Source organism: Sandaracinaceae bacterium (genome assembly GCA_020633055.1).
Taxonomy (GTDB): Bacteria; Myxococcota_A; Polyangia; order Polyangiales; family Houyiibacteriaceae; genus JADJJE01.
Genome location: JACKEJ010000005.1, coordinates 733,674 through 757,940, shown reverse-complemented (window position 1 = coordinate 757,940; position 24,267 = coordinate 733,674). Strand labels below are relative to the sequence as shown.

Sequence of the window (24,267 nt, the reverse complement as noted above, 5' to 3'; positions counted from 1 at the left end):
GCGCCTTGGATGACGGTTGCGGTCCCAGGCGCGCCAGACGGTCAGCGCGCCGCCAACCGCTGCGCCCGGCGCGCGTGGGCTTCCTGCTCGCGCCGGCGCTCGTCCTCCGTGCTCAGCAGCAGTCGGGGCACCGCGCGGGGCCGGCCTTCGATGACGTTCACGAACGTCAGGAAGGACTCCACACACTTGGTCCGCTCACGCGTGCGCCGGTCCTCCCGCTCCACCAGGACCCCCACCTCCATCGACGACCCGAACGCGGCGTTGACCTGCGCGCGCAGGCACACCACGTCGCCCAAGCGGATGGGCGCGTGGAACTCCATCGCGTCCACCCGCGCGGTGACGGCCACCTCCCCGCAGTGACGCTGGGCCGCGATGGCCGCGCAGATGTCCACCCAGCTCATGATCACGCCGCCGAACGCCGTGCCCACGACGTTGGTGTGCTGGGGGAGCACCATCTCCGTCATCTCGGTGTACGAGTCGCTCGGAGGGCGCCCCGTGGGCGAGGGCGACGCGGCGTGGGCGTCGGTGGGCGTGCTCGGGCTGCGCGGGGGTGTGTCTTCGCTCATGCGCTAGCCAAGCACACCCGCGTAGGTCAGCCCAGCCAACAGCGCCAGCACCACCGCGAGCGCGACGAACGCGCGGGAGGCCCCCTGCATGGTGGTGAGCGCGTGCTGCTGCGCGCGCTGGTAGTGCGCGAGGGATCCGCTCGTCAGCTCGAGCTGGAAGCGCGCGGAAGACCCCAGCGTGAGGCCTTCTGCCGCGCTCGAGCTGCGCAGCGCCTCGCCGATGACCAGCGCGTCGTCGACGGGGGGCAGCGTGCGCAGGCGCAGCGTCAGCGTGCCCGCGTCGAGCTCGCCGCGTGCGCCGTCTCCCAGGGCGTCCACGAACGCGCGCTCGTCGCCCGACCACCCGCCGTCTTCCCAGGTGTCTGCGAGCCACTCGCCATCGCGGAACGTGGCCTCGCGGGTGATCTCGCGCACGTGCCCCGTGAACCGTGCGCCGCGCAGCGCCACACCCACCGCCGCGTCACCGTCTCGGACCACGGCGTCGGCGTAGCGCTCCGTGTGCTGCACCGTCTCGGGCGCGCGCGCCTGCCCGCGCACGCTCCCCGCGCGTGTGAGCGACAGCTCGTAGAAGACGCACGCCGCGCCGTCGACCGGGCACGTGAGGGGCTCGGCGCGCGCCCGGAGCGCCCCGCGCGTGGCGTTGACCTCGCCGGGCACGAGCTCGCCGAGCCCCCGCTGTGTCAGCTTCAGCACCCGCTCCGTGCGCAGCCGCGCGTCCGTGCGCTGCATGTGCCCGAGGATCCACGCGAAGAACAGCGCCAGCAGCGCGCCGCCCAGCCAGAGGCCCACGCCCGCGCTCATGGGCAGCCCTCGCCGCGTCCCTCGGGCAACGCCTGGTGGCGGGCCCGCGCGCGCGTCACCAGCGCCTGCACCTCTTGCTGAGCCCGCTCCGCGAGCGCTGCGCTCTTGCCTTCCGCTGGGAACGGCTGGCCCACCTCGACGACGACACGCGTGCGAGGGCGTGCGGCCACCTGCTCGAGGTGCGTCATGAACGAGGTGTGGAAGTACTCGACCCCGTGGTCGTAGGCGAGCCCGACCGGGAGCACGTCGACCGGCAGGCCACGCGCCGCGGCGAAGGCGCCCGGCGAGAACGGCCGCACGTCGTCCCCGATGTACGTCGTGCCCTCGGGGTAGACGCTGACGGTCTCGAGCGCCGCGAGCGCGCGTCGGATGGCGCGGATGGCGCGCGCGCCGCTGTGGCCGCTCTCGCGATCCACGAAGATGGTGTGCCCTTCGCGCGCCAAGGGACCGATCACGGGCCAGCTCGCGAGGTCGCCGCGCGACAGCATCACGCCACCGAACAGGCGCATCATCACGCCGATGTCGAACGCCGTGCGGTGGTTGGCGACGATCAGCAGGCCGCGGTCGGCGGCGGGCCGGGCCGCGCACGACGTGGCGGCCGTGCGCGGGCAGTGCACCTCCACCCCGAAGATGTCCAACAAGCGCTGGCTGGTGCGCGCCTTGGTGGCGCTGCGCACGGCGTCCTTCGCGGTGTCGCCGTTGGCCAGCGCCAGCTCCACGCGCAGCCGCCCGAGGGTCGCGCTCAGCTGCGCCGCGAACAGCACCAGCCGGCGCCGGACGCGCAGCTCCTCCGCCAGGCTACGGGGCCCGCCGCGAGGGGCGTCGTGCGCGTGCTGGGGGTCGACCATGCGCGCACGATACGCGACTCCACGCGCATGCCAAGTCACCGCGTGGTGTGCGCGGTGCCCACGACCGCTGCGGCCGCTCGCACGTCACCGCGAGGCGCGCATCGCACCAACGACCTGCGGGCCCGCCTTCACCTCACCGCGCCCGCGAGCGACCACGGTCGTCGTCGTTCGCAGCGGCGACCGTCAGGCGGCCGCGGCGCGCTTGGGCTCGAAGCCGGGCTCCTTCCCGGCTAGCATGCCCTCGACGTTCGCGCGCAATAGGAACCGTCCCAGGCGCGTCGTCACCCGCTCGAGCCCCGGCGTGGTGCGCCGCAGCACCTCGAGGGGCGTGACCATCGCGCGGGTGACGTGGATCACGTGCCGCCACTCGGGGTTCGGGATCTGCAGCGCCGAGGCCACCTCCGGCCCGTTGAACGCGTAGGTCAGCCCGTCGTGGTAGCGGATGACCAGCTCCGCCAGACGGGCCTCCCAGGAGTTGCGCGCGCGTGAGGCGGGCACGCGCCGGAGCGCGGCGGCCAACGCCACCGAGTCCGCGTCCGGGCCAGGCTGCACGTCGTAGATCATGTTCGCGAAGTTCTCGGTGCGTTCCAGCGTGTCCAGCTCGGCCAGCAGCTCGGGGTGTACGCCGCTCAGAAAGCCCGAGTAGCGCCACAGGTGCATCACCGCGCGCCGCTCCCGGTCGGTCAGCAGGAAGCCCATGGACTCGGCCCCGCGCAGCACCAGCGCCGAGAACTCGAGGGTGGTGCCGGCCATGTCCGCCTGGTTGATGGGGAGCCCCCACGCCGGGGTGTTCCACTCGCCGCCGCCGAGGATCATGCGGCGCACCGTGGCGTGCATCACCCGCACGTGGGCGTTGATGCGGAAGCCCTCGCGGTAGCGCCGCAGACCGTCCACCTCGACCGTCTCGATCACGAAGCGCCCCGTCTCCGCCAGTCGGCGCGGCGCCATCTTGTCCAGCTGCCGCGTCCACACCAGCGGCTTGATGGCCGGCGCGGAGTGGTAGCCGTTCATGAGCGACCAGGCGCTCAGAATGAACATCGCGGCGGGCCCGAGCCGTTGATACACCCGGGCGCCCTCGTTCATGAGCGCGTAGTCCACCCACGACGGGGTGTCCTCGAGAGCGGCGATGAACGCGCGCAGCTCGGCGGCCGGCTCGGACACGCTCGCGAGCCCGTTGCGCAGGGCCCCGTCGATCTGGGCGCGGCTCACCCGGCGCTCGGCGATCGCCACGGCCAGCGCGTCGGCGACCGGATCCGCCTCCAGATAGTACCGGGCGTAGCGGTCCGGCAGGGAGCCGTAGAGGCGGCGGGCCTGCGCGCGGTTAACGTAGCGCTCGACGAAGCCGTCGGGTCCGAGCGCCTGTTGCGTGCCTTGTTCTTGACCACTCATGGGACGTCGCAGCCTCCGCTCGGGGGGAGATGGCCGAGTCCGCGGTGCGCCACGGACCCAGCTCGAATTCACCTACCGGTGAATTGTTCGCTTGGCAAGTCCCGTGCGCGTTCGCATCTGCACCCCGGGCCTTGCTATGGTTCCCGTGTGAACACCGGCATCGCCCCCGGGCTCCTGGTTGCGGCACCCTCGCTGCGTTGTCCGTTCTTTCACCACAGCGTCGTCCTCGTGGTCGACCACGACGAGCAGGGCAGCTTCGGCTTCGTCATCAACAAGCTGGCCGGCGTGGCGCTGGACCAGCTGATCGATCAGCTGGACATCCAGCGCACGGTCAGCACCTCACTGCCCGTCCTCATGGGCGGGCCCGTCTCCCCCGAGTCGGGGTGGATCGTGTACGACCGGGAGGAGGCCCTCGCCGCGCAGGGGGACGAAGACCGCGCGCTGGTCATCGGTGAGCGCTTGGCCTTCACCGCCTCGCTGGGCGTGCTCGAGCAGATGGCGCACGGCGACGGACCCGAGCGCGGCGTCATGCTGCTGGGCTACTCGGGCTGGTCGGCGGGGCAGCTGGAGCGCGAGATGCTGCAGGGCTCTTGGATCCCGGCGGACCTCGACCTGGACCTGATCTTTGCCACGCCCGTCAAAGAGCGCTGGGCGGCGGCTCTCGACGCGCTCGGGATCGACCCTGGCCGCATGTCTGCGCGCGTGTCGAGCGCCTGAGCCGGCGCCATCGACCCAAGCCGCACGTCGGCCGCGGCTGGCCGAGAGTCCGAGCCCACCAACGAAAAGAGCGAGCCGGGTGGGGCTCGCTCTGTTCATGATGGGGTGGCGCCATGTGTGGCGACCCCCTGGGCGCGGATCAGGAAGCGGTCTTGACCTCGAGCTTCACCTGGGCGCGCACGCCGTAGGCGAACTTGACCTCGACGACGTAGCTGCCCACGTCCTTGATGGTCTCCTCGGGCATGACGAGCTTGCGCTTGTCCACCTTGACGTCCTTGCGCTCGAGCGCCTCGGCGACGTCCTGGGCCGTGACGGAGCCGAAGAGCTTGCCCTCGGGGCTCGCTTCCTTCGCCACCATGACCACGATGCCCTTCAGGCTCTCGGCCAGGCGCTCCTGCTCCTCGCGGAGCTTCTGCGCCTTCTTCTCGGCCAGGGCCTTCTCGTGCTCGGCCTGCTTCATCGTGGCGCGGGTGGCCATGACGGCCAGGCCACGCGGGATGAGGTAGTTGCGGGCGTAGCCGCGACGCACCTTGACGATCTGACCGAAGCTGCCGAGGTGCTCGACCTCGCTCTTCAAAACAACTTGTACGTTCGATGCCATGATGGCCTCACTTCGACGTGGTGTAGGGAAGGAGCGCGATGTTGCGGGCGCGCTTCACCGCCAGGGTGAGCGCACGCTGCTGCTTCGCGGAGAGACCGCTGACACGGCGCGGGGTGATCTTGCCGCGGTCGCTGATGAAGTACTTCAGCTGCTGCGGGTCCTTGTAGTCGAAGCTCTGGGCTTCCTCGCCGGAGAAGTTGGGGGAGCGCTTGCGGCCACCGCCGGCGCCCATGCCACCACCACCACGGCGACGGCGACCGTCCGAGTCCCGACCGTCGCGCGAGTCCATGTTGTCGTCGTTGTCGTGCATCTCAGGCCTCCTCGTCTTCGCTGTCGTCGTTGTTGTCGCCGTCGCTGTCCCCGTCGTCGTCGCCATCGTCGTCCGACCCGTCCATGTCGCGGTCGTCACGGCGCGCGCGCTCCTCGAGGCCCAGGCGCTGCGCGAACGTCAGCTCGGGCTCGTCGTCGCTCTGCTCGACGGCCTCGAACTCGACCTCGTTCGGGTCCACGGCCACGGTGCTCGGGTCGACCATGTCCTCGAGGACGATGGTCTGGAAGCGGATGACGGCGTCGAGGAGGCGCAGGTTGCGCTCCAGCTCGGCCACGATGTCCCCGAAGCCCACGTAGCGCAGGTACACGTAGATGCCGCGCGTGTGCTTCTGGATGGGGTACGCCAGGCGGCGCTTGCCCCAGGTGTCCACCTTGGTGAGCTTCGCCTCGAGCCGCTCCATGACCTCACGGACACGGGTGGCGACGCGCTCGGCCTCGGCGGCGTCCACGTTGGGACGCAAGATGTAAATGGTCTCGTATTCGCGGGCCCACCGGGCGGGCGCCGCTGCTGCGCTGGTCATGCTTCCTCCTGGGCAATCGGCCCCGGCCCTGTGCCGGAGCGAGGAAAGGACGCGCTCTATAGCGGAAAAGGGGCTGGGGCGCCAGTCAGTCCGTGACTCGGCCCGTGCCGAGCAGGGCGGCCAAGGTCTGCTCCACGGTCGTGGGGGTGGCGTCGGCCAAGTGCACCGACACCGAACCTAAGGGGCTTCCTCCCTTGCTGCCAATGCCGACCAGGCGCGTGCGCTGGGTGCGTGGGTGTGCCCGCAAGGCCGCGATGACGTCCTGCGCCGATGGGTGGACGTCCGCTGGTCGCGCGAAGATCAGCGCGGCTTCGGGCGGCCGGCCCCCGAGCTCGAGCAGGAACAGCAGTGGGTCGGAGAACGCTTCGTAGAGAAACGACGACTGGAGCACGAGCCCTAGCGGAGCTGTCTGAGACGAGGTCCCGAGGGCTACCACGCGCAGTGGCCCGTCCAGCATCCAGCCCGGGATGGGGTAGCCATATGTCCGTAGGAAGTGCAGCACGTCGGCGCGTCGGAAGCGCAGGTGTCGACCGGGCGTGCGGAAGTGCGGGAGGTCGCCACGAGCTGCCCAGTTGTGGATGGTCTTGATGTCCACCTGACAGTAACGAGCCAGCTCCGTCGCGCTTACCAGTTCCCGCGATGACTTGGGCATTGGGACATAGTATACCCTGCATGGGGCTATGCGCTCGTCCGTTCTGACCGACTGGTCACCCTGGAGTGGGGGCATGGGTTTGGCAGCCGTGGTGCGCGGCCCCGTCATGGTACGTAGACGCACCGGGGCGGGGAGCGATCGTCGTCCGCGTCGAGGGCGACATGGACGGGTCCCGGCCGGGCCGCTAGCTTGTGTCCATGAGTGCAGCGCTGACCCGTCGTGGATTCGCCAAGGTCGCGGGCGCGGGCTTGGCTGCTCTGTGTTTGCCATCACCGCTCCTCTCGGGGCGAGCCCACGCGAGCGCCGCGGGCGTCCTCGCGTCGCGCTGGGAGCTCTCGCCGCAGGGTCTCGAGATCACGCTCTTCGTGCGCTCGGCGCTGAGCGGCCCGGTCGAGGTGGTGCTGCACGCCGTGGAGGTGCGCGGCGAGCTGCGCATCGGCGACGCACGCCATCCGCTGTCGTTCACATCGGAAGGTCGTGAGACCCAGCGCCGGTCGCGCGCCGGCTTCCGCCTGAACCGCCGTGCGGTCGCGGGCGTCGAACGCGATACCCCCTACGACCGCTTCAGCGCGACGTGGCCCGCGGGCGTGCCCCGGAGCGGCATCCTCGCGCTCGAGACGGCGCTGCGACCAGAGGTCGAGCGCTTGGACGAAGACGCGCGCTCTCGTCTGGTGGACCTCGACGGGCTCCACTTCGAGCTGCCCGTCGTTTCCTCGACGTGAAGGACGGTCCGCGGGGGCGCCCCCTCGACGAGGCGGTCGCGTGGCTGCTCGGTTCGGGCGTCGATACGTGCGTGGACGAGGAGGGGCGACCGCTCGCCGAGCAAGCGTCTCCCCTCTACGACGCGACTGCACGGCAGGAGGAGAAGCTGACGTTCGGCGATGCGCGCGACGCGACCAGCCTGCCGTGCAACCTCGCGGCCCTGGCCCAGGTGCACCGCGCGTGGCCCGACCTGCTCGGCGCCCTCTCGGGTCTCGACGCCACGGAGGAGGACTCGACCGGACGCGCTCTGCAGCGCGTGAGCGCCGGCGTCCGGCTGGCGCCGCTGGTGGCCCTGCGTGAGGGGCGCCCAGCGACCGTCTACGAGGCCGCGCTGTACAAGCTCTCGCTGGGCTTCGGCGACGTGTGCGCTGCCCTCTTGTTGGAGGAACGCGTGGACGCCGACGATCCGACGCCGCCAGTCGAGACGCTGGACGCGCTGCTGGACACCGGCGGCTGGTTGATCGGTCGGACGCAGGTCTGTGCCGGGAGCCGCGCACAGATCCGGCGTGCATGGCGGGCGCTGGCGCTCAGCGCGCCACAGGCTGCGGGCGTCCCCCCATCGCCGTTGGTCGCGGCGCTCCACGCCACGTGGTTCCAGGAGGCGCTCGGAGCGCTCCTCGAGCTCGAGGCCCTCGCCGCTGCCGCCGCAGGCGCGGCCCGCGAAGCCCTGCTCGATGGCCGAGGCGAGCCGCTGCATGCGGGGACGGCGAGCGCGTCGGCGGGGCTCGGGGGAGCGCTGTTCCGTGCAGCGCGCGCGCCGCTGTGGGTGGAGGCGCTGCGGGCCGTGCCCGCGGCCGGTGCAGCGCACGCCAGCCTGTTGTACCCGAGCGCGAAGGTGCCCGAGTCCTTGAGGGAGTTCATCACGTCGGCCGCTGGAGCACCGTCCGCGACGCGCGACGCGGCCTTGGTGCACGCCGCCCGTGAGCCCGCGGCGCGCCTCGGTCGCGCGTTGGCGCTAGCGGACCAGCGCCCCCTCACGGAGGCCGCGTTCCTGAGGAGCTGCACGCCCGACGCGTCGAGCGGTGCGCCACCGCGGACCGCCTGACCGGCCGCGTGACGAACTTGCTCCCGCGTGCCCTGGCGTGACGCCGGAACGCGACCGACTACGCCGAGCGGCCTGAAGCGTCAGCCCGTCTCGGTCAGCAACGCCGCTTGCAGCGAGCTGCGCTCTTGCGCGCGTACACCCAGGCGCGCCGCGAGGTATCCGTCGACGCTCTCGTGCGACTGCGTCATCTCGTCCCACGCCGCCTCGAGATACGCCGCGTCCACCGACAGCAGCCGCAGCACGGGCTCCACGTTCGGCGTGGCCCACGGGCGACGCGTCAGCCACGGGGCCGCGCGTCGGAGCTGCGACCGATAGACCAGGTTCTGCGCGTGGGGGGTCTCGTTCGAGCGCAGGTAGTCCGCAAGCACCGTGGGCCAGCTCGCACCCAGCGCGCTGAGCAGCAGCGCCGCGACCAGCCCCGTGCGGTCCTTCCCCGCCGTGCAGTGGAACAGCAGCGGCCGGCGTTCGGGTTTGGCCAGCAGCCGCAGGAGGACGCTCAGCTGCGGGTAGGCGCCACGCACGAACGCGCGGTTGATGTCGGACAGCACGTCGAGCGGCAGCTCGTCGAAGCGGCCCCCTCGGATGGCCGCAGCCAGGGCCTTGCTGAGGTCGCCCGAGTCGATCGGGAGCAACACCAGGTGCGCCCCCGGGGGGGTGTAGCTCGTGCCGTGCCGCTCGCGCTCGTAGGGGGTGCGCAGATCCACGACGGTGCGTAGCGCCAGCGCGTCGAGCGCCGCCCGCGCGCTGGCGCTGACCTTCGACAGCGCCCCTGCGCGGTACACGATGCCTGCGCGTACGACGCGACCGTCACCGACGGGGAGCCCGCCGAGGTCACGCAGGTTGAGGTCCGAGAGCGCTTGGGAGGCGGACACCGCTTGGGACTACCCGACGTGCGTGGGCGTGTCGAGCGACGCGAGGCGCCTTCCGCATCGACCGCCGCATCGCGTCATCCCGCACCTGTGTCTCGACAGGCTCGGCTGGGTGTGGGCGGCCGGACGCGCGCCCGCTTTCCATAGGCCGCACGACCTGGTCGCGATACCGTGAGCCCGTGAACGTCCCCGAGCGGCGCCGCAGGACCCCGTACGAGACGCACGAGCTGCACGAGCTCGCGACGAAGGCGCTCACGCAGAGCTACCTGGTGGCTGGGGTGGGGCTGGTGTTGCAGTTCTTCACCGAGTTGGCGCTGCGGCAGTGGCCCGAGTTCGCGGACGACACGGTGCGCGACGCCGCCATGCGCTACCTCGGAGGCGGCGCCTGCGCCTTCCTCGCGCTGTCGTTGTCGCGGCTGGTCCCAGCGCGCCGCCGCCACCCGTTCGTCGAGGGGTACGTGCTGATGGTGGCAGTCACCGCGCTCCTGGCGTGGTCCGGACACCACACCGGGGGCGCCGAGGGGCCGTACGCCGTGAGCTTCTGCACGCTGCTGTTCTGCTGGAGCCTGATCATGCCGGGCGGCGCGCGCTACGCGGCGTTCCCCATCCTGGGCGCCCTCGTGACGTTCTACAGCGTGCTCTACCTCGAGGGGGGACGCGGCTTCTTCGACGTGCGCACGACGGCGTTCGCGCTCTTCACCGTGAGCTCCGCCGGGTTCGCGCTCGTCTACGCCGAGGTCCTCGAGCGCTGGCGCGTGCGTGTGAGTCTGGCGGTCAGCACCGACCCGCTCACGCAGCTGCTCAGCCGGGCGCACGTCCTCGAGCGCCTCGAGCGCGCGCTCCGAGGGGACTCGCCCCGAGCGCCCGTGAGCGTGCTCATGGTCGACATCGATCATTTCAAGCGCGTCAACGACACGTACGGGCATGCGACGGGGGACGAGGTGCTGGCCCGCGTGGCCGACACGCTGACCCGCAGCACCCGCACCGAAGACGCCTGCGGGCGTCTCGGCGGCGAGGAGTTCGTCGTGGTGCTCATGGACGGCGGACTCGAGCTCGCGCTGCACGTCAGCGAGCGCGTCCGGGCCAACGTGGCGGCGCTGCGCTTCTCCGCGCCGGGCGCCGCCGAGCCCTTCGGTGTGACGGTCTCGATCGGCGTCGCGGTGTTGCCGGCCGAGGGGCAGGCCACGGTCGAGTCGGCGTTGCGCGCCGCCGACCGCGCGCTGTACGAGAGCAAGAGCGGCGGGCGCGATCGGGTCACCCTCGCCGAGTGACACCCCTCCGCGCTGGGTCACGTCAGCCGGGCTCCCAGCGACCGTCGTGTACGCGCAGGCGGGTGGGGCCAGGCAGCGCACGTGCGCTGACGCTGTGCGCCGAGTCGCCCGGGAAGCAGAGCGTGAACCCGTCCGCACCCGTGACCAGCTCGGGCTGTAGTCGGGGTGTGGGCGTGCTGCGCGTTCTGGCCATCGCGGAGGCGGCGCTGTCGAACGCCGTGAGCGCGTGCAGGGTCATCCACGTGGGGGGCAGCAGGGCCAGCTCGCCCGCAGCGTGGCGCGCGAGCGCGTCGGCCGGACGCAGCCAGATGGCGCGGTCGGTCTCGGAGCCGTCCGCCAAGCCCTCTTGGTGCGCGGGCGCCTCGGCCAGGAAGAAGCGCGCGTCGAAGCGGCGCACCTCTACGGCGGGGGTGATCCAGCGGCTGAAGGGTTCCATGGCGTCCAGGTCCAACCGCACGCCCAGCCCGGCGAGCGTGGCCAGGAAGCCGCGCTCCGCCAGCTGCTCGCGGGCGGCCAGGCGCCTGGGTTCGAGCGAGGGGGGCGCGCCCGGGATCAGCCCCGACTCCTCGAAGGTCTCGCGGAAAGCGGTCATGAACAGGCCGATGGCCGTGTCCACGCTGACGTCCTCGCGCAGTCGGCTGGGGGCGGCCGCCACGTCTTCCACCTGGATGTAGGCGTGCAGGGCCGGGTCGAGGTCGGCCTCGTCCACCTTGCCGCCCGGGAACAGGTGCATGCCGCCCAGGAAGCCCACCTGGGCGCGCCGTCGCATGAGGAAGGCCTCCACGCCTGCCGCGGAGGGAGCGTTGGGCGTGGGCCGCGCGTCCCGCACCAGGACGACGGTGGCGGCGTCGCGGGGGGGCTCGGCCGAGGTGGTGGTGCTCACTCTTCCACCAGCACGTGGCTGGTGGACACCCCGATGGCCTGCGCGAGCCGCGCCAGGGTCTCCAGCGAGGGGGTGTGGCGGCCGGCCTCGACGCGCGCGATGTTCGGGCGGTGGATGCCCGTGCGGCGGGCGAGCTCGGCTTGAGTCAGTCCAGCCTCGAGACGCAGCGAGCGCAGGCGCGCGCCCAACCGCGCGCCGTCCATCGGCGTGTCGTCCGTCAGCGTGCCACGCGGGCCCACACGCCGCGCCTCGAGCGCGAGGGTGATGCCGGACGAGAGGCCCAGCATGGCGCGCGTCGCATTGTCCTCGAGGTCGATGGACTCCACGTCGCTTCCGTCGTCCTCGGGCGAGAGGGGACGCTTCAACAGGACCGACCCACCGTCGCCGAGGATGGCCAGGACCTCGCTCTCGCGCGGGCTGATGGTCACGAACTCGAACTTGTTCTGGCGCATCTCGTCCAAGCGGCGCGCCAGGCTCTGGGCCAGGCGCGTGACGTCCGTCGCGGAACGCGCGACGAGCCCGCGGCACATCTCGTCCACGACGTCGTCCACCGCGCCTTCGCTGGCGGACGCGTCCACGCAGGGCACCGAGCGACACGCGAGCGCGAACCCTACCGCCTCGAGCAACCCGTCTTCATCGAGGCCTTGCGCGCTGGCGTCGATGACCACGGCAGGCTGTGAGGCCGTCAGCGAGCCGAGCGCGTCGGGGGCCAGCGTGTTCACGCTCAACCCTGCGGCTTCGAGCGCTGCACGCCATGTCTCGTGGAACGCGTTTCGGTCGGTGAGGAGCGTGACGGTGACGGTCATGGGTATCTACCCCGGGAAGCGGGACGGCGAGATCTACCGCAGGTGGCCCTCCGGCTCAACCCACGTCGTCCGCCGGGGGGTGGCGGCTCGAATGAGGGGCGACCGTTACACAGGAACGAGGGGGCGTCACGTCCCAACGCGCGGGCCCCGCGGTTGACACGGAAGGCCGCTGTTGCTACGCCCGCCCCCCGTCTCCCCGAGCGTCCCGCAGTGCCCCCTGCGCGCCGCGCAGCCCAGGAATCGACCGCCGTGAACACCTTCAAGGAAAGCCCGATGCTCAAGTCCACGTGCGTCTTCACGGGCAGCGCTCATCCGGAGCTCGCGAAGGAGATCGCCAAGTATCTGGACCTCCCGCTGGGGCGCTGCCGCACGCCGCGCTTCTCCGACGGCGAGGTCTTCGCGGAGATCCAGGAGAACGTCCGTGGCGTGGACGTGTACGTCGTCCAGCCCACCTGCGCCCCGGTGAACGAGCACCTGATGGAGCTGCTGGTCATGGCGGACGCCCTCAAGCGCGCCTCGGCCGGCTCCATCACCGCCGTGCTTCCTTATTACGGATACGCGCGCCAGGACCGCAAGGCCGCACCGCGCACCCCCATCACCGCCAAGCTCGTGGCGGACCTGCTGAGCGCGTCGGGCATCAACCGCGTCGTCGCCATCGACCTGCACGCAGCCCAGATCCAGGGCTTCTTCGACGTGCCATTCGATCACCTGTTCGCCATGCCGGTGTTCCTCGAGCACCTCCGGCCGCGCTTCGACGAGCCGCCCGTCTACGTCTCGCCGGACGCGGGTGGGGTGGAGCGCACCCGTGCCTACGCCAAGCGTCTGGGTGCGGACCTGGCCATCATCGACAAGCGCCGTGAGCGCGCCGGGGTGAGCGAGGTCATGCACATCATCGGGGACGTGCGCGACCGCGACTGCGTCATCCTGGACGACATGATCGACACGGCCGGGACGCTCACCAACGCGGCCAAGGCCCTGTCCGACAAGGGGGCCAAGCGCGTGCTCGCGGCGGCCACCCACGCGGTGCTGTCGGGCCCCGCGGTCGAGCGCATCGCCGCCTCGTGCTTGGACGAGGTGATCGTGACCGACACCATCCCGCTGTCGGCCGCCGCCGTGGCCACCGGCAAGTTCCGGGTGCTCAGCATGGCGCGTCTGCTTGGCGAGGCCATCAAGCGGATCCACCATAGCGACTCGGTGAGCTCGCTCTTCGTCTGAGCGCACCCCAACCTTCGCCGCGTCCGGTTGTTCGGCGCGGTCGAGCTTCACGCAAATCAGGAGAGAATCGAATCATGGAAACGATGGCGCTGCAGGCTGAGGTCCGCACAGAGAGCGGAAAGGGGCCAGCTCGTCGGCTACGTGCAAGTGGCAAGATCCCCGCGGTCGTCTACGGACCGGGAATCGAGCCGACGTCGCTCACGCTGAACCCCACGGAAGTCCTCAAGGGGCTGCGCAGCAAGCGCGGCCGTAACGTCGCGTACGACCTCACCTTCGGGGGCAAGCAGGCCCTGGTGATGGTGCGCGACCTCGAGGTCGACCCCGTGTCGCGTGAGCTGCTGCACGTGGACTTCCTGAGCGTGAAGGCCGAGGTGCCCGTCAAGGTCTCCGTGCCGCTCGCCACCACCGGCCGCGCCAAGGGCGTGGTCAAGGGCGGTCTGCTCAACGTGACCCTGCGCACGGTGCCGCTCTTGGCGCCGCCCACGATCATCCCCGAGGAGATCCTGCTCGACGTCACCAACCTCGACGTGGGCGGCTCCATCACGGTGAAGGACCTGCAGCTCGCGGACGGCGTGACCTGCACCCTGCCCGAGGACCGCACGCTGGTCTCCATCCAGGAGAACCGTCGCGCGATCGCGGCGGCCGAGGCGGCTGCGGCGGCTGCGGCTGCGGCGGCTGCGGGCGGCAAGAAGAAGAAGTGATCCCACGGCGGGCTGCGTGGCAGCCCGTCGCGACAGGCCAGAGGGCGGCGGCTGGGAACGGCGCCGCCCTCTTCGTTTTCAGACCGTTTCGCTAGGACGGCGGGCATGCACTTGGTGGTCGGGCTCGGGAACCCCGGGCCGAAGTACAGCGGCAATCGTCACAACGTCGGGTTCATGGTCGTGGACCGGCTCGCCACGCGCTGGTCGGCGCCCGCCTTCCGCGAGAAGTTCAAGGCCGAGACCACCAAGGGGCTGCTGCAGCAACAGGACGTGGTGCTGCTCAAGCCGCAGACCTTCATGAACCTGAGCGGCGAGTCGGTGCAGCCTGCCATGACGTTCTACAAGGTGCCGCTCGAGCGCGTGCTGTGCGTGCACGACGAGCTCGATCTGGCGTTCGGGGTCGTGCGCATCAAGGTCGGCGGCGGCACGGCGGGCCACAACGGGCTCAAGTCGATGGTGCAGCGCTGCGGCGGCAACGGCTTCGTGCGCGTGCGCGTGGGCATCGGTCGACCATCCGCGCGCACCGAGTCGCATGTGTTGAGCGACTTCGACGCCAGCGAGCGCGCAGAGCTGGGGGACGTCGTCGAGCGCGCCTGCGACATGGTGGAGGCTGCGCTGCTCGAGGGTGCGACCGCAGCCATGAACCGCTATCACGGGGCCTGAGCCATGCAGCGTCGTACGTTCGAGACGAGAGCCCAACCGCGCGCCGACAGACCGGGGCGACGCAGTGCGTTGTGGCTCTGCCTGATCAGCGCCCTGCTGGTGGTGGCCGCATGTGGCGGTGACGCCCGCTCCACGGACCCCGGGGAGAACGGCCACGGTCCGGGAGCGTCAAGTGATGAGGCTTCGGGCGAGGGAACCCTCGGGGGCGGCGAGCAGGTGGGTGCGAGCGGCGCGCCCGGGGCCGAGGGCGCTGGCGAGGGCGCTGGCACGAGCGACACCGAGCGCGACGAGCGGAGCGCGGAGGGGGCGACCCCACACGCCGCGGGGGGAGAGCCTGCGGGCACCCCTGCCGCGACGGACACGGCGGAGCCTGGCGAGCCCCTCGCGTGGGACTCGGAGATCGTGTGCCGCATCCCGCCCATGGCCATCGCGCGGCCCGCGGCCTGCGCCGCCGGCGCCTCGTACCCCGAGTGCAAGTGGGCCATGCCCGGCACGACGGACGCGCAGGGGCTCTACACGCGCTGGCGCAACACGATCGACGAGCACACCTGGGGGCGCCCCGCCTTGGTGGGCGTCCTCTTGGCGACCGCCTATGCGTTCCGGCAGCGCTTCCCGAACCAGGAGCTGCTCATCGGTGACCTCGACGCACCCGGGCCGCGTCACATGACGCACAAGACGGGCGTCGACGTCGACCTGTACCTGCCGAACACGCTCTTGGTGGAGAACCTCGGTGCCCGTCGCTATCGGCCCAACTACCGCACGATGTCGAACGTGAACATCGAGCATGCGCGGCACCGCGTGGAGGCCCTGGCGCGTATCCTGGCCGTGTGCACCGAGGGGCGCGTGCGCATCTACTACAACGACACCGTGGTGCGTGACCGCTTCCACACATGGTTCGACGCGCGTGGCCTCGTGACCCCGTTCGGGCGGCCCATGCAGCGCCACAATCCGCTACACGACTTTCACTTCCACGTGACCATCGCCGAGGACACGCCACTCCCCCAGTGGCTGCGCCCCTTCACGGGGGAGCACCCCGTGCGCGAGATCGACGCACCTCCCGACATCGAGGGCGTGACGGTGTTCGCTCCGCGCACCCCCTGACGGCCCTCAGCTCTTCACGCGGCTCGCCTTCTCCACGTGGCCGGACACGCCGAAGCGGGCGCCCAGCACCTCTTGCACGCGGCGTAGCGGCACCTTGCGGAGCAGCAGGCCCACCATGAGGTGATAGAGCACGTCGGCCGCCTCGCTCGCCACGGCGTCGTCGGACTCCTCGGCGATCGCGACGCTGACTTCGTCCGCCTCCTCGCGGATCTTCTCGCCGATCTTGGCGGCGCCCTTCACCAACAGCGACTTGGTGTAGCTCTTGTCGGCGGTGGACGACGCGCGCTGGGCCAGCGCCCCCTCCAACGCGAGCAACGTGGGCTGTCCGTGTCGGTGGGGCTCGTCCTGGATTCCCTCTGCCGTGACGCGCCGGAAGAAGCACGTGTCACGTCCCGTGTGGCAGCTGGGGCCCGCTGGAGCTGCCAGGTAGAGCACCGCGTCCGCGTCGCAGTCGGCCCACACCTCGCTCACGGCGATGGTGTGGCCGCTCGTCTCGCCCTTCAGCCACAGGGATGCGCGCGAGCGGCTGTAGAAGTGCGCCTGTCCGGTCGCGAGGGTGGCGTCCAGCGCCTCGCGGTTCGCGTGCGCCACCATGCGGATCTCCCCCGTGGCCTGGTCTTGGACCACGACGGTGACGAGGCCCGCCGCGTCCCACTTGAGCTCGCTGAGTTGCATGGCCCTGGGGTTACGCGACCGCGCGGGTCGCGGCAAGGCGTGCCACTCCGTGAGCGTGCCCCCCGAGGAACGCCGCGCTCCTGCCGATCGTCTGGGCACGGCCCGCACGTGGGCAGACGACTGCTCATGCTGGGTCTTGACGGGGGCTCGCGGGACACGGCATAGCGGAGCCTCGGTCGCGGCCCGCACTCACTCCAACACGCCGCTCCTCTTCGCAAGGACGTGTGCATGAGCAAGGAAGACTCCGGGACCATCGACTTCCAGGCGCTCGCACGCGAGCTCGACGCGCGCGCTGGTCAGGCCGTCTGGGCGGGCGGCGAGTGGGCCCTGCTGCGTGGCGCACACTTCTCGTGGCTCACCACGCGCGCCATGCCGGACCATCCAAGGCCGTTCGTGTCGGCCTCGGACGAGCCCGCGCTGCGCCTCTCGGTCGCCAGCCTGGGTCTCGAAGCGCTGCCCATCGCGGCCCTCCCCGAGCCCTGGCTCTCCGACACCCTCGACGCCGAAGCTCGGATTGCAGACGCCCTCGCGCGGATCTCCGACGGGCGCGCCGCGCTTCGCCTGTTTCGCTCGGACGAGCGCGAGGTGCTCGTGGGGGAGGAGCTCTGTGGCTTGTCGCCGCTGCCGCCACGGGCGGGTCAGGAGCCGCGCGTCAGCGCACGTCAAGGGAGCGCTGCTTTTGCGTCGCTCGAGCGACACGTGCACGCGGGGACGCTCGACGAGTACCTCGAGCCGCTGCCGCCAGGGTACTTCGAGCGCGCCTGCGCCGCCGGGGTCTACTACGGGCCGCAGATCCGTACGCTCAGCTCTGGCGCACGAGTCGTCGGCCGCGTTCCCCACCGGCGGAGCCAGGGACAGCGGGTCTGAGCATCGAGCGTCGCTCCACGCACATCCGGCTCTCACCCCGAACGCCTCGTGGTGGCTCTCAACCGCGCAGGATCGCAGCCTCCGCCTCACGCCGCGCTGCAAGGACGGCGTCGAGGTGCTGCCGAGCGCGGTCGAGCATCTGGCGCGCGTCCTGGGCTCCGTTCTCGGCGTCGTCGGCGACGTCCCCGAACGTCTGCGCGATGTGCTCCGAGGTGTCCCGACGAAGCTCGGCGCGCGTGGCAGCGTGCTCGAGAAGTGATCCGCTGGCCTCGGCGGCCGCCGCACCCGCTTCGGCCCAAGCGGTTCCCGTGCGCGACGGCCCACTCGCTCCACCCACGGCCGCTCCTCCGTTCCCGGTACTCGTCGCGCCGGCATCGTTCGTGTCGCCGCGGCTCGACGCGCTCTGCGCGAGGCGGGCCGCGGCGGTGCCAGCTTGCTTCACGAGGCTCGCCGCGAGCGACAAGCGCGCGCCCTTGCGTGCCTGACGGATGCCCTTGGCCTGCACCGCACGTCGTGCGTCTCGCGCGTCGTTGCGAAGGTCGCGCGCGCGCCGCGCCTGCTCGTCGAGTTGCATCAGGATCCCCTCGATGCCGCCATCGTTGGCGATCGGGAGAGGCGCGACGGGGGTGTCGGTGCGAGGTGGGTGAGCCGGAGGAGGGGTCGAAGCGATGTGGGTCATGAGCTGCCTTTGAGCAAGGACGGTGTGAGGATGATGGTGAGGTTCAATCGGTTGGGCGGGGCCGCCCCCGCGGCGGCCGGCGTTGGCGGGCGTCAGGCGCTGAGCTGAGCGACGAGCGCTTGCCGCGTCTCTTGTTGGCTGCTCAGCCACGACTGCATCCGCTGGAGGACACGCTGGTAGGTCTGATGCGCGTCGCGCATCGCCTCCACGGCGTCCTGCTGGTCGTCGTTCGCCAGCTCGATGTCGAGCCCGGCAGCGTCGGCGTCCGCGCTCGCCTCGCTCGCCTGGAACGTGAACACGGCGGCAGCCGTCCCGGTGCCGAGGTCTGCCAGCGCGTTCGCCGTGCTGATGATGCGTGTGGCGAGCGTGATGCCGTCACGTACGGCCATCGCGGACGTGGCCGCCGACGTCGCGCCACCTGCGAAGCCCGCGCCGAACGACAAGGCGGCGCCGACGAGCTTCACCGCGAATCCCACCCAGGCTGCCTTCTCAGGGTCCATGCCGGCCTTCACCAGCAGCTTGGACACCGCGTCGCCCGCCAGGATGAGGACCGCGCCTGCGACGGCCAGCCCCGCGGCGACACCGCCCGTGAAGGCCCCCGCCACTGCGCCGGCCGCCGTGATGATCCCGGCGACCAGCTTCTTGACCCAACGCGGGGCCCTTCGCAGCAGACCGCGGGCGCGGCGCTGTGCACGCTGCATGGCTTCCATGGCCTCACGCTGACGCTCGAGCGCGCTCTCGGCGGTGCGTTCTCCTGCGGCGGCCGCGTCCGTGCCCCGCGCGACCCCCTCCTGGCGCAGCTGCTGTTGCGTCAGCAGCAACGAACCGAAGCCGTCCATGACCGCGTTGAGCGCGGTGACCGCGGCCTCCAGGTCGCCTGGCCGGATCTGTCCCGAGGGGATCGAACGACTCAGCGGGGGCGATGCCGCGAGGGCCTGCGGCGACGTGTTCACGGGCGTCGCCCGAGCGCGTTCCGTCGCGCTGACGTCTCCCGTGGTGACGGCTGCCGGGGAGTCGACGCTCGGCGTCGATGGGGTGGCTGGGGTGGCTGGGGTGGCTGGGGTGCTGATGACGGTCATCGTGCGAGCTCCTGTGCGAACTGGGTGTAGAGGTCGGCTTCGGCCACGCGTCCGCCGGCGCGCAGCGCGTCTCCCAAGCGGCGGAAGCGCGTCGGGTTCAGTGGGTCGAGCTGCGCTGCGATCTGCAGCGTCTCGATGGCCTGCTCGGTTTGCCCGTTGGCGAGCTCTCGTTCGCCCAGGGCGAAGACGGCGTCACGCTGGGCGCGGGGGAGCCGCAGCAGATCGGCGAGGTGCGCTACGGCCGTGAGCCCGGACGTCATCGCATGTTCCCGACGATGGCGCGCTCCGTGTCGCCCATCATGGCGAGCACCTTGGACACCAGCTGGATGTGCTGGCCGCGCTGCTGCATCGCTTGCTGCATGTTGATCATGTTCAGCTCGTTCGAGGACGTGACCGACTGTTGCTTCTGACGGAGGCCGTCGATGGCGCTCTGGATGGCGTCCGCGCGCAGCGCCACACCGCGGTACCACAACGGGTCGCCGTCCACGTGACGCGTGAGGTTGAGCTCATCCACGAGGTCGAACTCGATGACCGCCTGGCCGAGGCACATCTGGCGGCCGTTGACGGTGATGTCTCCGTCCTGCAGGTCCACGCTCTGATCGCTGTCCTGCGACACACGCTGGTGGAGGATCTGCAGCGCCTGCATGCGTTCGCTGAGCTCGCGCGAGCTCTGGAGGGCGTTCTGGATGGTGTTGGTGGCCGTCATCACCTTCTCGTCTTCCGCCCGCACCTGCGCCTGGAGCAGCGCCAAGAAGCTCTCGGGACTGACGTCCAACATCTCGAACGCTTGCTCCATGTAGACACGCTGCGCCGGCGGAGACGCTCCGTGCATGACGTCCACGAACGCACGGACGGCCTCCTCCGGGGTGGCGCCGGCCTCGAGCGCGTCGAGCTCGGCGCTGCGGGCTTGCTCCCGCGTGGCGAAGCGGTTGGCGATGATGTCGATGGCGGCTTGTGCTTGGGGACTGCGAGTGGACGTGGGAGGGGCTGTGTTGGACATGAGGGTCTCCAGGTCAGGCGCGCAGGCCTGCGATGCGGTGGATGGGGTTGTCGTGCGAGCGGGTGGCTTGGCGTGGTGAGGACGAGGGCTCGGAGGGGCCCAGCGTCTGCGTCGTCATTCCAGGGGACGGATTCGCAAGCAGCTCACGCGCGACGGCGGCAAGGAGTCGCTCAGCGCGCTCGCGGGATTCCTGGTGGGGGTCCCTCATGGGCACGTGTGCGGACGTGGGGGGCGGCGTGGGCGGGGTAGGCGGCATCGGTCCTCGGGTGCGGGGCCGACCTGGGTCGGCGCGTGTGCCCCCTCATCGGCCTGCCCCGACGCACGTTGCGTCCCTCTCCAAGAAAAGCGTACGGGCGCGGTCAGGCGCCGTCCGGAGGGCCGCCCGACCACGTCATGGTCAGCGGACGCCACCGCCCGCCAGCGTTGGAGCGTCGCGACCGCACCCCCCGAGACAGGGCGGCGCCGAACGGGGCGGCCTCGTCCGCCCGGTGCGGCTACGCGTCTTCGCCGTCGCCGCGCTCAGGGGCGACTGCCGGGCCCTCCCCGCGAAGGCGCGCCAGGCGCGCTGCGATGCGGGTCTCGAAGCCCTCGGGGCGTGGTTCGTAGTAGCGCCGCCCCACCAGCTCGTCGGGCAGGTAGCTCTCACCCGCCGCATGACCGCCCTCGGCGTGAGGGTAGCGGTAGCCCTCGCCATAGCCCCATGACTTCATCGCGGCCGTCGCGGCGTTGCGCAGCTTCAACGGCACCGGCAGCGCGCCCCGCTCGCGCACGTCCTGCTGCGCGGTGGTCCACGCCTCGTAGCTGGCGTTCGACTTGGGCGCCGACGCCAGATAGGTGCAGCACTGCGCGATGGCGAACATGCCCTCGGGCATACCCAGACGAGCGAAGGCCTGATCGGCCGCCACCGCCAGCTCGAGCGCGCGCGGGTCTGCGTTGCCGATGTCTTCGCTCGCGAAAATCAGCATGCGCCGCAGCACGAAGCGCGGGTCCTCGCCGGCCTCGAGCATGCGCATGAGCCAATAGATGCTCGCGTCCGGGTCGTTGCCGCGCATCGACTTGATGAACGCGCTGACGACGTTGTAGTGCTCCTCGCCGCTCTTGTCGTACAGCAGCGTCTTGCTCGAGAGCGCCTGTTGGACGTCCGCCACGCGCAGCTTGCCACCGGCGGCGTGCGCCAGGTCGGCGCACACCTCGAGCACCGACAGCGCCCGCCGCGCGTCCCCGTGCGCCTGCTCGGCGATGGCCAGGAGCGCGCCCTCCTCGGCCTCGAGGTTCAGCTCGCCGAGCCCTCGGGTCGCGTCCTGCAGCGCACGGCTCAGCAACCGCTCCAGCTCGGCAGGGCCCAGCGGCTCCAGCCGGAACACGCGCGCGCGGCTCAGGAGCGCGGCGTTCACCGCGAAGCTGGGGTTCTCCGTGGTCGCCCCGATGAGCGTCACCGTGCCGTCTTCCACGTGGGGCAGCAGTGCGTCCTGCTGCCCCTTGTTGAAGCGGTGGATCTCGTCGACGAACAGGATGGTGCGCTTGCCGTACACGCGCGCGCGCTCGCGGGCCGCGCCGAGGATCTTGCGTAGATCGGCCACGCCTCCGAGCACCGCGCTGAACGGCTCGAACGTGGCCGCCGTCTCGCGCGCGATGACCTCCGCCGTGGTCGTCTTCCCGGTACCCGGGGGTCCCCACAGGATCAGCGACGGAACGCGGTCGGCGCGGATCAGCCGCGACAGGAGCTTGTCGGGCCCGAAGAGGTGCGCCTGACCCTCCACCTCGGCCAGTCGCGTCGGCCGCATGCGGTCGGCCAGCGGGCCCTTCTTGGCGTGGCTGTGATCGAAGAGATCCACGCTGCGGGTGTAGCAGCGCGCGTGACGCCTACCAACGCGCGTTACGCAACAGCCCGCCGATCGCGACATCCGTGTCATGGAGCCCGCGCCGCGCTGGGCGGCCTCCGTATCGCAGAACGCCAAGGATTCCAGGCTTCGTGTGGTCGCAGGAGGGAGCTGGCACGCGCGTTGCTGTGTCCCACTTCAGCACATCCCCCGAACGTAGGAGCCCCCATGCACTCGCTCTTCGACCTCATCTACGACCACCAACGACTCAGCGCCCAGCAGCGCGCGGGTGAGCCGCTGCAGGTTGGGGAGCAGGCGCTGCTGGTGGGGCTCGCCCAGCTGCTCGGCGGGGTGCGCGCGGAGTCCCGTCACGCGCTCTCGGCGCCACACGTCGAGGTGCCCGGAAACGTGCGCGTCGCGGTCGGCGGCAAGTTCCACGTCGCCCACGTGAAGAACGTGTCCGGCGCCGGTCTGGACGCCCGCATGCGCGTCGCGCCGACGGTTGGGACGGCGGTCCTCGTGGAGATCGAAGACCCCATGGACGACGTCCGCTACGCGTTCCCCGCGGTCGTTACGGGGAGCTCGCGCGGCATCAGCCAGCTGTCCTTCGACGGTGCGCCCACACGCGGGCGGCTGGCCGAGGGCACACGGCGCTTCGGCGCGGCCACGCTGCAGGTGCAAGCGACGACGGGGCCTACCGGCGTCTCGCGCGCGTCGGCTACCGCGTCCGCGGCCTGACGCGCTTTGAACGCGCACCTGGATCCCCCACACTGGATCCATGGATCTATGGACCTATGACACTCCCGACGGCCCCGCCACGCTGCGCCTCGCGCGCGTGGAGGACGTGCCCGCCCTCATCCAGCTGAACAAGAAGTGCTTCCCCACCATGGCAGAGCACAACGTGGTCTGGAACAAGGGGCAGCTGCTGAATCACATCCGCCTCTTTCCCGAGGGCCAGATCGTCGTCGAGCGCGGCGGTGTCGTCCTCGGCGCCTGTGCCAGCCTGATCGTGCGCCTGGGGACCGACGACTACAGGCCGCACACGTACTCCGGCATCACCGACGGGGGCTACTTCCACAGCCACGATCCCGAGGGCGACACGCTCTATGGCGCGGACGTGTACGTGGACCCCGACGCGCGCGGACTGGGCGCGGGGCATCATCTCTACGAGGCTCGGCGGCGGTTGTGCAAGGCGCGCAACCTGCGGCGCATCGTCGCGGGCGGGCGCATCCACGGCTACGCCGAGCGCGCGGCCGAGATGACCCCGGCTCAGTACGTCCGCGCCGTGGAGATGGGCGACATCAAGGACCTCGTGCTGAGCTTCCAGCTGCGCGAGGGTTTCATCGTCCGGGGCCTGCTGCGCAACTACATCACCGACCCCAACAGCAAGAACCACGCGACGTTCATCGAGTGGACCAACCCAGACTACGAGCCGCAAGACGGGAGCGCCCAGCGCAAGGTGCGCGTGGCCGCCGTGCAGTACCAGGTGCGCAAGGTCGCGTCGTTCGAGGAGTTCGCCGCACAGATCGCGTACTTCGTGGAGACGGCGGCCGAGTACCGCGCGGACTTCGTGGTGTTCCCGGAGTTCACCAGCATGCAGCTGCTCTCCATGGACGCGCTCAAGAACCTCCCCGCCCTCGAGGGCATCGCCCGCCTGTGCGACATGGAGGAGCAGGTGGTGGGGCTGTTCAAGGACCTCGCCAAGCGCTTCGGGCTGCACATCATCGCGGGCACGCACCCTGTGCGGCGCGAGGGCACCATCTACAACGTGGCGCCCATCGTGTTCCCGGACGGCTACGTGGTGTTCCAGCCGAAGCTGCACATCACGCCCTCCGAGAAGCGCTTCTGGGGCATCGACGGCGGCAGCGAGCTGCGCGTCATCAGCACGCCCAAGGCCAAGATCGGCGTGCTCATCTGCTACGACTCCGAGTTCCCGGAAGCCGCCCGCTACCTGGCCGACGCGGGCGTGGAGATCCTCTTCGTGCCGTACTGCACGGATGACCGGCAGGGGCACGCGCGCGTGCGCTACTGCTCACACGCGCGCGCCATCGAGAACCAGATCTACGTGGTGACGGCTGGCATCGTCGGCAACCTCCCGAGCGTGCCGGCCATGGACATTCATTACGGGCAGGCCGCCATCTTCACGCCCAGCGACTTCGAGTTCTCGCGCGACGGCATCCACGCGGAGGCGGACAGCAACGTGGAGACCATGCTGGTGTCGGACGTGGACATCCACGACCTCTACCGCTCACGCTCGTCGGGGAGCGTGCGCCCGCGCCTGGACCGGCGGCTCGACCTGTTCGAGTTCCACGCGCACCTGCGCAACGACCTGCAGATCCTGAACCCGGAGGAGGCCGAGCCCATCGGGCCGACGCCCGAGGACGACAGCGAGTAGCGCGCGTCCGT

The 24,267-nt window shown here is 70.9% G+C and carries 28 protein-coding genes; 11 read left to right on the top strand and 17 right to left on the bottom strand.

Annotation, left to right across the window (positions count from 1 at the left end; all coding sequences use genetic code 11):
- Nucleotides 1-41: 41 nt before the first annotated feature.
- The 4 genes from H6726_08085 to H6726_08070 form a co-directional block, all read right to left on the bottom strand.
- Nucleotides 42-566, bottom strand: coding sequence for an acyl-CoA thioesterase (locus H6726_08085; GenBank protein MCB9657589.1), 525 nt, complete (start codon nt 564-566; stop codon nt 42-44).
- A gap of 3 nt (nt 567-569) precedes the next feature.
- Complete coding sequence (locus tag H6726_08080; GenBank protein ID MCB9657588.1) at nt 570-1,367, bottom strand: hypothetical protein; 798 nt, start codon at nt 1,365-1,367, stop codon at nt 570-572.
- Nucleotides 1,364-2,215 carry a 1-acyl-sn-glycerol-3-phosphate acyltransferase gene (locus H6726_08075; protein MCB9657587.1) on the bottom strand — a complete coding sequence of 284 codons (852 nt, stop codon included), beginning with the start codon at nt 2,213-2,215 and terminating at the stop codon, nt 1,364-1,366. The genes H6726_08080 and H6726_08075 overlap by 4 nt, the downstream gene beginning before the upstream one ends.
- A gap of 183 nt (nt 2,216-2,398) precedes the next feature.
- On the bottom strand, nt 2,399-3,604 hold the full coding sequence (locus H6726_08070; GenBank protein ID MCB9657586.1) for a DUF2236 domain-containing protein: 1,206 nt from the start codon (nt 3,602-3,604) through the stop codon (nt 2,399-2,401).
- Between the two features lie 147 nt (nt 3,605-3,751).
- Here H6726_08070 and H6726_08065 point away from each other — a divergent pair, with 147 nt between their 5' ends.
- On the top strand, nt 3,752-4,321 hold the full coding sequence (locus tag H6726_08065; protein ID MCB9657585.1) for a YqgE/AlgH family protein: 570 nt from the start codon (nt 3,752-3,754) through the stop codon (nt 4,319-4,321).
- A gap of 139 nt (nt 4,322-4,460) precedes the next feature.
- Here the strand turns inward: H6726_08065 and H6726_08060 are convergent, their stop codons facing one another.
- The 4 genes from H6726_08060 to H6726_08045 form a co-directional block, all read right to left on the bottom strand.
- Nucleotides 4,461-4,922, bottom strand: coding sequence for a 50S ribosomal protein L9 (locus tag H6726_08060; GenBank protein MCB9657584.1), 462 nt, complete (start codon nt 4,920-4,922; stop codon nt 4,461-4,463).
- 7 nt (nt 4,923-4,929) lie between these two features.
- On the bottom strand, nt 4,930-5,211 hold the full coding sequence (locus H6726_08055) for a 30S ribosomal protein S18 (GenBank protein MCB9657583.1): 282 nt from the start codon (nt 5,209-5,211) through the stop codon (nt 4,930-4,932).
- Nucleotides 5,212-5,233: 22 nt separating this feature from the next.
- A complete protein-coding gene (rpsF, locus tag H6726_08050; protein ID MCB9657582.1) occupies nt 5,234-5,773 on the bottom strand; it encodes a 30S ribosomal protein S6 in 540 nt (179 codons plus the stop codon).
- An 85-nt stretch (nt 5,774-5,858) separates the two neighbouring features.
- Nucleotides 5,859-6,425, bottom strand: a complete 567-nt coding sequence (locus tag H6726_08045; protein MCB9657581.1) for a helix-turn-helix domain-containing protein — start codon at nt 6,423-6,425, stop codon at nt 5,859-5,861.
- A 197-nt stretch (nt 6,426-6,622) separates the two neighbouring features.
- Here H6726_08045 and H6726_08040 point away from each other — a divergent pair, with 197 nt between their 5' ends.
- On the top strand, nt 6,623-7,147 hold the full coding sequence (locus tag H6726_08040) for a hypothetical protein (protein MCB9657580.1): 525 nt from the start codon (nt 6,623-6,625) through the stop codon (nt 7,145-7,147).
- The gene (locus H6726_08035; GenBank protein MCB9657579.1) at nt 7,144-8,232 is read left to right on the top strand and encodes a hypothetical protein; all 1,089 of its coding nucleotides are present in this window, start codon (nt 7,144-7,146) and stop codon (nt 8,230-8,232) included. The genes H6726_08040 and H6726_08035 overlap by 4 nt, the downstream gene beginning before the upstream one ends.
- 80 nt (nt 8,233-8,312) lie before the next feature.
- On the opposite strand, the gene H6726_08030 is transcribed toward H6726_08035, so the two are convergent.
- Nucleotides 8,313-9,104: a tyrosine-protein phosphatase gene (locus H6726_08030; GenBank protein ID MCB9657578.1), complete on the bottom strand. Its 792-nt coding sequence runs from the start codon at nt 9,102-9,104 to the stop codon at nt 8,313-8,315.
- Between the two features lie 176 nt (nt 9,105-9,280).
- Between H6726_08030 and H6726_08025 the strand changes: the two genes are divergently transcribed.
- Entirely contained in the window at nt 9,281-10,372 is a 1,092-nt protein-coding gene (locus H6726_08025) for a GGDEF domain-containing protein (GenBank protein ID MCB9657577.1), read from the top strand.
- Nucleotides 10,373-10,394: 22 nt separating this feature from the next.
- Here the strand turns inward: H6726_08025 and H6726_08020 are convergent, their stop codons facing one another.
- The gene (locus H6726_08020; protein MCB9657576.1) at nt 10,395-11,255 is read right to left on the bottom strand and encodes an NUDIX hydrolase; all 861 of its coding nucleotides are present in this window, start codon (nt 11,253-11,255) and stop codon (nt 10,395-10,397) included.
- On the bottom strand, nt 11,252-11,458 hold the full coding sequence (locus tag H6726_08015) for a helix-turn-helix transcriptional regulator (GenBank protein MCB9657575.1): 207 nt from the start codon (nt 11,456-11,458) through the stop codon (nt 11,252-11,254). The genes H6726_08020 and H6726_08015 overlap by 4 nt, the downstream gene beginning before the upstream one ends.
- Before the next feature lie 876 nt (nt 11,459-12,334).
- Here H6726_08015 and H6726_08010 point away from each other — a divergent pair.
- The 4 genes from H6726_08010 to H6726_07995 all read left to right on the top strand — a co-directional run bounded on the left by H6726_08010 (nt 12,335) and on the right by H6726_07995 (nt 15,741).
- Nucleotides 12,335-13,276, top strand: coding sequence for a ribose-phosphate pyrophosphokinase (locus H6726_08010; GenBank protein ID MCB9657574.1), 942 nt, complete (start codon nt 12,335-12,337; stop codon nt 13,274-13,276).
- Nucleotides 13,277-13,359: 83 nt separating this feature from the next.
- Nucleotides 13,360-13,977: a 50S ribosomal protein L25 gene (locus H6726_08005; GenBank protein MCB9657573.1), complete on the top strand. Its 618-nt coding sequence runs from the start codon at nt 13,360-13,362 to the stop codon at nt 13,975-13,977.
- Between the two features lie 105 nt (nt 13,978-14,082).
- The gene (locus H6726_08000; protein MCB9657572.1) at nt 14,083-14,640 is read left to right on the top strand and encodes an aminoacyl-tRNA hydrolase; all 558 of its coding nucleotides are present in this window, start codon (nt 14,083-14,085) and stop codon (nt 14,638-14,640) included.
- Nucleotides 14,641-14,709: 69 nt separating this feature from the next.
- A complete protein-coding gene (locus H6726_07995; GenBank protein ID MCB9657571.1) occupies nt 14,710-15,741 on the top strand; it encodes a penicillin-insensitive murein endopeptidase in 1,032 nt (343 codons plus the stop codon).
- A gap of 6 nt (nt 15,742-15,747) precedes the next feature.
- Here the strand turns inward: H6726_07995 and H6726_07990 are convergent, their stop codons facing one another.
- Entirely contained in the window at nt 15,748-16,416 is a 669-nt protein-coding gene (locus H6726_07990) for a bifunctional phosphoribosyl-AMP cyclohydrolase/phosphoribosyl-ATP diphosphatase HisIE (GenBank protein MCB9657570.1), read from the bottom strand.
- Between the two features lie 228 nt (nt 16,417-16,644).
- Between H6726_07990 and H6726_07985 the strand changes: the two genes are divergently transcribed.
- The gene (locus H6726_07985; GenBank protein ID MCB9657569.1) at nt 16,645-17,283 is read left to right on the top strand and encodes a hypothetical protein; all 639 of its coding nucleotides are present in this window, start codon (nt 16,645-16,647) and stop codon (nt 17,281-17,283) included.
- A 58-nt stretch (nt 17,284-17,341) separates the two neighbouring features.
- Here H6726_07985 and H6726_07980 read toward each other — a convergent pair whose 3' ends face one another.
- From H6726_07980 to H6726_07960, 5 genes are all read right to left on the bottom strand, one after another.
- A complete protein-coding gene (locus H6726_07980) occupies nt 17,342-17,962 on the bottom strand; it encodes a hypothetical protein (protein MCB9657568.1) in 621 nt (206 codons plus the stop codon).
- 92 nt (nt 17,963-18,054) lie between these two features.
- Nucleotides 18,055-19,041: a hypothetical protein gene (locus H6726_07975; protein ID MCB9657567.1), complete on the bottom strand. Its 987-nt coding sequence runs from the start codon at nt 19,039-19,041 to the stop codon at nt 18,055-18,057.
- Nucleotides 19,038-19,301, bottom strand: a complete 264-nt coding sequence (locus H6726_07970; GenBank protein MCB9657566.1) for a hypothetical protein — start codon at nt 19,299-19,301, stop codon at nt 19,038-19,040. Before H6726_07970 ends, H6726_07975 begins: the two co-directional genes overlap by 4 nt.
- On the bottom strand, nt 19,298-20,041 hold the full coding sequence (locus tag H6726_07965; protein ID MCB9657565.1) for a hypothetical protein: 744 nt from the start codon (nt 20,039-20,041) through the stop codon (nt 19,298-19,300). The genes H6726_07970 and H6726_07965 overlap by 4 nt, the downstream gene beginning before the upstream one ends.
- Before the next feature lie 494 nt (nt 20,042-20,535).
- Nucleotides 20,536-21,945, bottom strand: coding sequence for a replication-associated recombination protein A (locus H6726_07960; GenBank protein ID MCB9657564.1), 1,410 nt, complete (start codon nt 21,943-21,945; stop codon nt 20,536-20,538).
- A 144-nt stretch (nt 21,946-22,089) separates the two neighbouring features.
- On the opposite strand from H6726_07960, the gene H6726_07955 reads away from it, so the two are divergent.
- On the top strand, nt 22,090-22,599 hold the full coding sequence (locus H6726_07955) for a hypothetical protein (protein ID MCB9657563.1): 510 nt from the start codon (nt 22,090-22,092) through the stop codon (nt 22,597-22,599).
- Between the two features lie 148 nt (nt 22,600-22,747).
- Nucleotides 22,748-24,256: a GNAT family N-acetyltransferase gene (locus tag H6726_07950; GenBank protein MCB9657562.1), complete on the top strand. Its 1,509-nt coding sequence runs from the start codon at nt 22,748-22,750 to the stop codon at nt 24,254-24,256.
- The last annotated feature ends 11 nt before the right edge of the window (nt 24,257-24,267 follow it).

Bases quoted from the DNA above. Each gene is read 5' to 3' on its own strand.
- H6726_08085 (MCB9657589.1), bottom strand. From the start codon at position 566: ATGAGCGAAGACACACCCCCGCGCAGCCCGAGCACGCCCACCGACGCC.
- H6726_08080 (MCB9657588.1), bottom strand. From the start codon at position 1,367: ATGAGCGCGGGCGTGGGCCTCTGGCTGGGCGGCGCGCTGCTGGCGCTG.
- H6726_08075 (MCB9657587.1), bottom strand. From the start codon at position 2,215: ATGGTCGACCCCCAGCACGCGCACGACGCCCCTCGCGGCGGGCCCCGT.
- H6726_08070 (MCB9657586.1), bottom strand. From the start codon at position 3,604: ATGAGTGGTCAAGAACAAGGCACGCAACAGGCGCTCGGACCCGACGGC.
- H6726_08060 (MCB9657584.1), bottom strand. From the start codon at position 4,922: ATGGCATCGAACGTACAAGTTGTTTTGAAGAGCGAGGTCGAGCACCTC.
- H6726_08055 (MCB9657583.1), bottom strand. From the start codon at position 5,211: ATGGACTCGCGCGACGGTCGGGACTCGGACGGTCGCCGTCGCCGTGGT.
- rpsF (MCB9657582.1), bottom strand. From the start codon at position 5,773: ATGACCAGCGCAGCAGCGGCGCCCGCCCGGTGGGCCCGCGAATACGAG.
- H6726_08045 (MCB9657581.1), bottom strand. From the start codon at position 6,425: ATGCCCAAGTCATCGCGGGAACTGGTAAGCGCGACGGAGCTGGCTCGT.
- H6726_08040 (MCB9657580.1), top strand. From the start codon at position 6,623: ATGAGTGCAGCGCTGACCCGTCGTGGATTCGCCAAGGTCGCGGGCGCG.
- H6726_08015 (MCB9657575.1), bottom strand. From the start codon at position 11,458: ATGGACGGCGCGCGGTTGGGCGCGCGCCTGCGCTCGCTGCGTCTCGAG.
- H6726_08010 (MCB9657574.1), top strand. From the start codon at position 12,335: ATGCTCAAGTCCACGTGCGTCTTCACGGGCAGCGCTCATCCGGAGCTC.
- H6726_08005 (MCB9657573.1), top strand. From the start codon at position 13,360: ATGGCGCTGCAGGCTGAGGTCCGCACAGAGAGCGGAAAGGGGCCAGCT.
- H6726_08000 (MCB9657572.1), top strand. From the start codon at position 14,083: ATGCACTTGGTGGTCGGGCTCGGGAACCCCGGGCCGAAGTACAGCGGC.
- H6726_07990 (MCB9657570.1), bottom strand. From the start codon at position 16,416: ATGCAACTCAGCGAGCTCAAGTGGGACGCGGCGGGCCTCGTCACCGTC.
- H6726_07985 (MCB9657569.1), top strand. From the start codon at position 16,645: ATGAGCAAGGAAGACTCCGGGACCATCGACTTCCAGGCGCTCGCACGC.
- H6726_07980 (MCB9657568.1), bottom strand. From the start codon at position 17,962: ATGACCCACATCGCTTCGACCCCTCCTCCGGCTCACCCACCTCGCACC.
- H6726_07975 (MCB9657567.1), bottom strand. From the start codon at position 19,041: ATGACCGTCATCAGCACCCCAGCCACCCCAGCCACCCCAGCCACCCCA.
- H6726_07970 (MCB9657566.1), bottom strand. From the start codon at position 19,301: ATGACGTCCGGGCTCACGGCCGTAGCGCACCTCGCCGATCTGCTGCGG.
- H6726_07965 (MCB9657565.1), bottom strand. From the start codon at position 20,041: ATGTCCAACACAGCCCCTCCCACGTCCACTCGCAGTCCCCAAGCACAA.
- H6726_07960 (MCB9657564.1), bottom strand. From the start codon at position 21,945: ATGTCGCGATCGGCGGGCTGTTGCGTAACGCGCGTTGGTAGGCGTCAC.
- H6726_07955 (MCB9657563.1), top strand. From the start codon at position 22,090: ATGCACTCGCTCTTCGACCTCATCTACGACCACCAACGACTCAGCGCC.
- H6726_07950 (MCB9657562.1), top strand. From the start codon at position 22,748: ATGGCAGAGCACAACGTGGTCTGGAACAAGGGGCAGCTGCTGAATCAC.